Here is a 2,264-nt window from a genome sequence, read left to right as displayed (position 1 = left end):
GATGTCAAGCAGTCTATGTGTCGAAAAGGAAACAAAAACCCAACCCCCCCCCCCCCCCCCCCCCCCAGCTCCTACAGTGATTGTGTGTTACTTCATGAACGCCTGGAAGTCAGTTCCCAGCTTGTCGATCGCCGCCTTGAAATCCTGGGCGGTGACATTCTGGCTGGCGTTCTTCAATTGCTTGCCAAACACCTTGCGCACCACCTTGGCCACGGTCTGGTTGTCTTTCGCGTCGATGAATTCGGCCTCGATAAACAACTCGGTGTCCTGGTCCCGATGACCGGTGGCGGCCTGAGTCGCGCCGACGACGGCGGCAATGGGCACCACTTCATACCACTGCATGCCTTCGTTCGAGGCGCTGACCCCGGTGATGGCTGCGCGCATGATCAGGGTTTTCGACCCGGCCGGCGCTGCGCTCGGGCTGGAAACCACCCGGTACTTCTGCCCCAGTGTGGATTTGGCCTTGTTGGTCATGTAGTTCTGAATGTCGCTTAGTGTTTGCCTGTTGACCTGCTCATTGGGCTTGGGCGCCGGATAGAGTTCCAGCTTGTTGAAGGCCACCGTGTTATAGGCGTCGGGGTTCCACGATGGGCTTACCCAGCGCATCGCCGTTCCGCCGCTGGGGGTGGTGACTTCCTGCAGGTTGTTGTAGTTGCGCAGGAAGCCGGAGTACTGCTCCTTCTCGATGACTTTCGAAGTACAACCGCCGAGCAGGAGCCCGGTCAGTGCAACGCCGACGAGCATTTTTCGGGACAGGTTCATGGTGCTGTGTGCTCCTTGGATCAGGTCGTTTTTTCGTTCGTTAGCGAAAAATCAGAAACGCCAGGTCATGTTTCCGGTCACCGCTTGAATCCAGGCCGCATCGAATTGACCGGAAATTCGACTGCCCGACACGGATTTGGTCTGGTCCACCGGCATGTCGCCCATCCAGATCATGGCCCAGCTGACATTCACGTCGGTTTCCTTGTTCAGAGCATAGGTGGCTCCTGTCGCAATGCGCCAGGATTCGGCCATGGGAATGATCACCGAGCGCTTGCTGTCGGACACGGCACTGCTGTCGTAGGCCACGCCGACGTTCCACAGCAGTTGCGGGGTGGCCTGGTATTGCGCGCCGAGCGACAGGTGCCAGGTGTCCTTGAAGCCTGCATCGATGTTGGTCGAGCGGGCATCGTTTGCCGTGGTGTCGACCTGAATGCCGATGTCGCCGAATTCCGACCAGTCCTGCCAGTTGACCGAGGCGAGCAGCGCCCATTGCGGGTCCAGTTGCTGGAACAGGCTCAGGGTGAGGGTTTGCGGCACGGTGATGTCGAGTTCGGTCTTGGCGCCATCCAGGCGTCGTAAAACCGGCCCATCGCCCTTGATGTCCAGGCCGTCCTCGAACTCCAGGTCGACCTTGCTGGTGTACGTAAGGCCTATGCGGGTACCAGGTTGCGGGGCGTAGATCACCCCCGCAATGGCGCCAAATCCCCAATCCTTGTCCTTGTATTTGAACTGGCCGTCGCTGCGGTCGGTGAGGCCCAGAGGCGAGCGGTCGATGGCGGTCTGGGCTTGCAGCATGCCGTACATGGCCCTGACGCCGACGCCCACCGACCATTGTTCGTTGAAGCGGTAAGCCACGCTCGGCACCATCGATAGACCAAGCAGGCTGGAGTTCTGCGCGAAGTAGCGCCCCGACCACTCATTGTCGTAATTGACCGCCAGGCCGAAGTCGCCGTACTGGCCGAAGCCGACGCTCCAGTGATCATCCAGTTCATGACTGACGAAAAAACTGCCGCCAGGCAATGGATCGAGGGCGTTGCCACTGTTGCTGCCCGACACGTTGGTATCGTCGTCGCGATCGAAACTGATGTCGCCATAAAGCACCTGCAAACCGGCGGTGATCTGCGTACCCGGCAGATAGCTCATGCCCGCCGGATTGCTGGCAATGGTGGAAGGTCCCTGGGCCCGGGCGGCGGCACCGGCGTTGGCCAGGCCCGCGTTGTCGGTGCCGATTTCGTAAAGCATGATGCCCCCGGCATGGGCCTGCTGGCTGCACAGGGCCAGCAGTGTGATGACAGGCAAAGCAGATACTTTTGGCTGCATGGCGTCAGTACTCGAAAGCCTTTTCCTGACAACTCCAAATGTGTTGTCCCCGCGAAAAGAGCGTAGGTTCTAATCGTCAAAATGCCAGTGAGTACCGTGCATCCTTGTAGGAGGGGGGGGGGGGGGGGGGGGGGGGGAGGGGGGGGGGGGGGGGGGAAAAACAACAGAGTGTCTTCTTTCTT

Annotated in this window: 2 protein-coding genes; both read right to left on the bottom strand. The window is 59.8% G+C overall.

Translation table 11 applies throughout. The features are described 5' to 3' along the window. Window positions 1-87: 87 nt before the first annotated feature. Window positions 88-762, bottom strand: coding sequence for a DUF3313 domain-containing protein (locus tag ACSFE6_RS31405; RefSeq protein ID WP_435431250.1), 675 nt, complete (start codon window positions 760-762; stop codon window positions 88-90). A 51-nt stretch (window positions 763-813) separates the two neighbouring features. Next, the gene (locus ACSFE6_RS31400; RefSeq protein ID WP_435431249.1) at window positions 814-2,082 is read right to left on the bottom strand and encodes an OmpP1/FadL family transporter; all 1,269 of its coding nucleotides are present in this window, start codon (window positions 2,080-2,082) and stop codon (window positions 814-816) included. Window positions 2,083-2,264 lie beyond the last annotated feature (182 nt).

The organism is Pseudomonas baetica (genome assembly GCF_051216495.1).
Lineage (GTDB): Bacteria > Pseudomonadota > Gammaproteobacteria > Pseudomonadales > Pseudomonadaceae > Aquipseudomonas > Aquipseudomonas baetica_B.
This window is presented reverse-complemented; position numbering and strand designations above follow the sequence as displayed.

Coding starts and splice junctions, on each gene's coding strand:
- ACSFE6_RS31405 (WP_435431250.1), bottom strand. CDS start 762: ATGAACCTGTCCCGAAAAATGCTCGTCGGCGTTGCACTGACCGGGCTC.
- ACSFE6_RS31400 (WP_435431249.1), bottom strand. CDS start 2,082: ATGCAGCCAAAAGTATCTGCTTTGCCTGTCATCACACTGCTGGCCCTG.